Origin of the sequence: Bradyrhizobium sp., from assembly GCF_050014615.1 — a bacterium.
Taxonomy (GTDB): domain Bacteria; phylum Pseudomonadota; class Alphaproteobacteria; order Rhizobiales; family Xanthobacteraceae; genus Bradyrhizobium.
The window spans coordinates 1-4,788 of the sequence record NZ_JBEKCZ010000297.1 but is presented as its reverse complement, the minus strand read 5'-3'; the positions used below and the strand labels follow the sequence as shown (position 1 = coordinate 4,788).

General features: G+C 63.5%; 4 protein-coding genes and 1 pseudogene. 2 read left to right on the top strand and 3 right to left on the bottom strand.

Going from position 1 to position 4,788, the window contains the following annotated elements:
• The 3 genes and pseudogenes from ABR948_RS28340 to tpiA all read right to left on the bottom strand — a co-directional run.
• Positions 1-485 (bottom strand): annotated as a pseudogene (locus ABR948_RS28340) (CTP synthase); the annotation flags it as partial.
• A gap of 166 nt (positions 486-651) precedes the next feature.
• On the bottom strand, positions 652-1,044 hold the full coding sequence (gene secG / locus ABR948_RS28335; RefSeq protein WP_428124419.1) for a preprotein translocase subunit SecG: 393 nt from the start codon (positions 1,042-1,044) through the stop codon (positions 652-654).
• Positions 1,045-1,207: 163 nt separating this feature from the next.
• The gene (tpiA, locus tag ABR948_RS28330; protein WP_428124417.1) at positions 1,208-1,966 is read right to left on the bottom strand and encodes a triose-phosphate isomerase; all 759 of its coding nucleotides are present in this window, start codon (positions 1,964-1,966) and stop codon (positions 1,208-1,210) included.
• Positions 1,967-2,239: 273 nt separating this feature from the next.
• Between tpiA and ABR948_RS28325 the strand changes: the two genes are divergently transcribed.
• Positions 2,240-4,144: a peptidylprolyl isomerase gene (locus ABR948_RS28325; protein ID WP_428124415.1), complete on the top strand. Its 1,905-nt coding sequence runs from the start codon at positions 2,240-2,242 to the stop codon at positions 4,142-4,144.
• Between the two features lie 72 nt (positions 4,145-4,216).
• A partial coding sequence (gene trpD, locus ABR948_RS28320; RefSeq protein WP_428124413.1) for an anthranilate phosphoribosyltransferase occupies positions 4,217-4,788 on the top strand: 572 nt, incomplete at its 3' end.

Genomic DNA, 4,788 nt, shown 5'->3' with positions numbered 1-4,788 from the left:
TCGTTCTTGATCTGGCGGATCGCCTCGAAGAACGGCAGGCCCTCGATATCGCCGACGGTGCCGCCGATCTCGCACAGCACGAAGTCGAAATCGTCATTGCTGTCGAGGATGAAATCCTTGATCGCGTTGGTGACGTGCGGGATCACCTGGATGGTGGCGCCGAGATAATCGCCGCGCCGCTCCTTGGTCAGAATGTCCTGGTAGATGCGGCCGGTGGTGATGTTGTCGGCCTTGGTGGCGGGACGTCCCGTGAAGCGCTCATAGTGACCGAGGTCGAGATCGGTCTCCGCGCCGTCATCGGTCACGAACACTTCGCCATGCTGGTAGGGCGACATCGTCCCGGGATCGAGATTGAGATAGGGGTCGAGTTTGCGCAGCCGGACCTTGTAGCCGCGCGCCTGCAGCAGCGCACCGAGTGCCGCTGAAGCCAGACCTTTTCCGAGCGAAGAAACCACGCCGCCGGTGATGAAGATATACCGCGCCATGGGGCTTAACCTTTAAGGCTACCGGCACGATTCGCCAAAGCGAATCGCTCGCCGCAACGAACATTTTGCCGGGCTGTGGGTGACTGGAAATTTAAAGTGTTGTCAGTGTGTTGATAGGGATTGCTGATGCGGGACGGTAGATACCGTCCTGCATGGCCATCCTGCTTTATTGCGAACGCGGCGCCTGCGGGCCGGCAGGAGCCGACTGATTCTGCTGCTGCTCGTCGGACTTCTTCAGCGAATCCAGCAGGCCTCCGCCGCTGGTCGGCGGGGCAAGCGGTGTCGCGCCGCCGCCCGGCTGCGATTGCGTCACGGGATTGATGATCGAACTCGGCTTGCGGTCGTAGCTCGCGAGCCAGGATAGAAACAGGCTGGTCAGGAAAAAGCCCACCGCAAGCACCGCCGTCGTGCGCGTCAGCAAATTGGCCGTGCCGCGGCTGGACATGAAGCCGGCACCGCCGCCGACCCCAAGGCCACCGCCCTCGGATTTCTGCAACAGCACGGTCGCGATCAGCGTCGCAACGATCATCAGGTGGACTACGATAACGACGGTCTGCATCTCTACCTTCCGTCGCAAACCAAAAGCGCCGGGATCCGGCAGCATGTTGGGCTTGCGGTGTTTGAAGTTGCGCGGTGTTACACGATCGGATGGGGGATTGTCACCCCCGGGAGGGCGTGGTCACCCCGGAGGCGTCGCCGCCCCCGCACCGCTTGGCCGTTAATTAGGGACAATCACCCGCAATCGCAAGAAAGTCGGCCGCTTTCAGGCTGGCGCCGCCAATCAGGGCGCCGTTGACGTTGGCGACCGCCATCAATTCCCTGGCATTCGAGGGTTTGACCGAGCCGCCATAGAGGATGCGGATATCAGCCCCCTCACCGCTAAACCGCGTTGTCAGGGTTTCACGGATAAACTTATGAATTTGCTCGACATCTCCTGCCGTTGGCGTCAGGCCTGTGCCGATCGCCCAGACCGGTTCATAGGCCACCACCAGTCTGGCGGCCGTTGCGCCATCGGGAAGCGATCCCTTGAGCTGGCCGCCGCAGATATCGAGGGTTTGCCCGGCATCGCGCTGCGCCTGGGTTTCACCAATACAGACGATGGCGGTGAGGCCCGCGCGCCAGGCGGCTTCGGCCTTTTGCCGAACCAGCGCATCACTCTCGCCATGATCGGCGCGCCGCTCGGAATGGCCGACGATGACGGCACTGGCGCCGGCGTCCGCCAGCATTTCGGCTGAAATATCGCCGGTATGGGCACCCGACGCCTTGGGATGGCAATCCTGTCCCCCGATCGCAAGGGTTTTTGAGCCGCGGGCCTTTTCGGCAAAGGGCGCAATCAGCGTCGCCGGCGGACAAACCAGAAGATCGGCCTTGGCGGCGACCTTAGCTGCGCCCGCCAGCATGGCCTCGAACTCAGCGAGGGATGCTTTGAGACCGTTCATTTTCCAGTTACCGGCAATCAGCGGTCGGATGGCATTGGGCATATCGGGTTCCCTGAAGGTTGGGTTACCCAACCTTCAGGGAAGGTTGGGTCAACCAAGGGCTAGCAGAGCCGGTAGACCCCTGCCAGAGACTGGCCGCGGCGTCCCGAAGAAGTTAACCACTTCAATTGGCCGCCCCGCCAAGGTTGCGACGAGGCGGCTGCCACTTTATGATGCTTTATCAACTCGGTGACGTCCGTTTGTGGAATTCGATATCGAATTTCCTCGAATTCCCTTGGGCGCGACCCGGTTCCCTCCTGCCAACAAGTTGGACCCATGCTTCGAGGAATGCGCAAAGCCTCATCAAACTGGCTCGGCAAAATCATAATGGCCACGGTGATGGGCGTATTGATCATCAGTTTTGGTGTCTGGGGCATCGCCGATATCTTCAAGGGATTCGGACAGTCGACGCTGGCCAAGGTCGGCCATACCGAGATCTCGACCGAACAATTCCGCCAGAACTATACCGACAGGCTGCAGCAGATCGGCCGCCAGTTCGGCCGCCCGTTGACCATGGATCAGGCGCGCGCCTTCGGGCTCGATCGCCAGGTCCTGCAGCAGACCATTGCCGAAGCGGCGCTTGATGAGGAAGCGCGACGGCTCGGCCTTGGGCAGTCCAACGACGAAACCATGCGCATGATCTTCACCGACCCCAATTTCAAGGGCGTCAACGGCGCGTTCGACCCGACCCGCTTCCAGTCCACGATGCGGCAATTCGGCTTCAGCGAACAGCGTTATATCTCCGAGCAGCGGCGCGTGTCGCTGCGGCGGCAGATCGCGGGCTCGATTTCGGCCGGGCTCGAACCGCCGAAACTCCTGATCGAGGCGCTGACCCGGTTTGCGAACGAACAGCGCAGCATCGAATATGTCAGATTGGATGCCGCGCAGGCTGGAACCATCGACCCGCCGTCGCCGGAGGCGCTGGCCGGTTATTTCGACGACCACAAGACGCTGTTCCGCGCGCCCGAATACCGCAAGATATCCTTTGTCGCGGTCACGCCCGAAGAGATCGGCAAATGGTCTGAAGTCTCCGATGAGGATGCCCGTAAGCTATTCGAACAGCGGCGCGACCGGCTTGGCACGCCGGAACGGCGCGAGTTGTCGCAAATCATGTTTCCGAATGCCGACGAGGCCACGGCGGCGCGCAATCGCATCGCATCCGGATTGTCGTTCGAGGATCTGGCCAAGGAGCGCGGCCTCAATCCTTCCGACATCGACCTCGGCCTGATCGCGAAATCCGCGATCGTCGATCCCGCGATCGCGGACGCGGCCTTTTCGCTGCCGTCCGGCGAGGTGAGCCAGCCGGAGCAAGGCCGGTTCGGCGTCGCGCTGGTCAAGGTCGGCAAGATCGAGCCGGGGGTCGAGCCGTCCTATGGGAGCGTCGCCTCGGACCTCAAGAGGGAGATTGCGGCCGACCGCGCGCGCACCAAGGTCGCGGAACTGCGCGACAAGATGGAAGACGAGCGCGGCGGCGGCGCCAGCGTGATCGAAGCCGCGCAGAAACTGGGGCTCGCCGCCGTCACGGTCGACGCCGTCGATCGCTCCGGCCGCCTTCCCGGCGGCCAGCCTGTGCCCAGTATTCCCCGCGGTCTCGATGTCGTCGCGCAGGCATTTAACAGTGATGTCGGCGTCGACAACGATCCCATCGCGTTCAACGGCGGCTATGTCTGGTACGATGTGCTGGGCATCACCCCGTCGCGCGAACGCACCCTTGACGAGGTCAAGGACCAGGTCGAGGCCAAGTGGCACGACGACCAGATCAACAGCCGGCTGCGCACCAAGGCGACCGAGATGGTTCAGAAGCTCGATCAGGGCGGCAAGCTTGCGGACGAAGCGGCCGCAGCGGGCGTGAAGCTCGATACCGCCAGCGGATTCAAGCGCGACGGCGCCGTGCCCGGCGTGCCCGCCGGCGTGATCGCCGCCGCGTTTCGCACCGCCAAGGATGGCGTCGGGCAAACCCCTGACGCCAGCGCCAACGCCTGGATCGTGTTCCGCGTCACCGACGTCAGCGTGCCGCCGGTCGACCTGGCCTCGGAAGACACCAAGAAATTGAAGGACACCGTGCTGCGGTCGGCGACCGACGAAGAGCTCGCGCAATACATCACGAAGCTGGAATTGGACATCGGCACCAACGTCAATCAGGCGGCTTTCGCGCAGGTGACGGGCGCGAACAGCAATTGAGTATACATCCCTGTGGTTTGAGACGGCGCTGGCGCGCCTTCTCGCCATCAGGCGTCGATTTGAAAGCACGTGATGGACAATCTCAAATCTATCATCGGTAAGGTCGCCACCGGCGCGACGCTGTCGAGCGCCGAGGCGGCGGCCGCCTTCGACAGCATGATGTCCGGCGAGGCGACGCCCTCGCAGATGGGTGGATTGCTGATGGCGCTGCGGGTGCGCGGCGAAACCGTCGACGAGATCACCGGCGCGGTGTCCGCCGTGCGCGCCAAGATGCTGCGCGTCAAGGCGCCCGCCGATGCCGTCGACGTGGTCGGCACCGGCGGCGACGGCTCCGGCTCGGTCAACGTGTCGACCTGCGCCTCGTTCATCGTCGCGGGCGCCGGCGTGCCCGTCGCCAAGCACGGCAATCGCGCGCTCTCGTCGCGCTCGGGAGCGGCCGACGTGCTGTCGTCGCTCGGGGTCAGGATCGACATCACGCCCGAACATGTCGGCCGCTGCATCGCGGAGGCCGGCATCGGCTTCATGTTCGCGCCGTCGCACCATCCCGCCTGGAAGAACGTCGGCCCGACCCGGGTCGAACTGGCGACCCGCACGATTTTCAATTTGCTGGGGCCGCTGTCCAACCCCGCCGGCGTCAAGCGGCA

What these genes read in the sequence shown, in the direction of transcription:
- secG (WP_428124419.1), bottom strand. Translation starts at nt 1,044, where the DNA reads ATGCAGACCGTCGTTATCGTAGTCCACCTGATGATCGTTGCGACGCTG.
- tpiA (WP_428124417.1), bottom strand. Translation starts at nt 1,966, where the DNA reads ATGCCCAATGCCATCCGACCGCTGATTGCCGGTAACTGGAAAATGAAC.
- ABR948_RS28325 (WP_428124415.1), top strand. Translation starts at nt 2,240, where the DNA reads ATGCTTCGAGGAATGCGCAAAGCCTCATCAAACTGGCTCGGCAAAATC.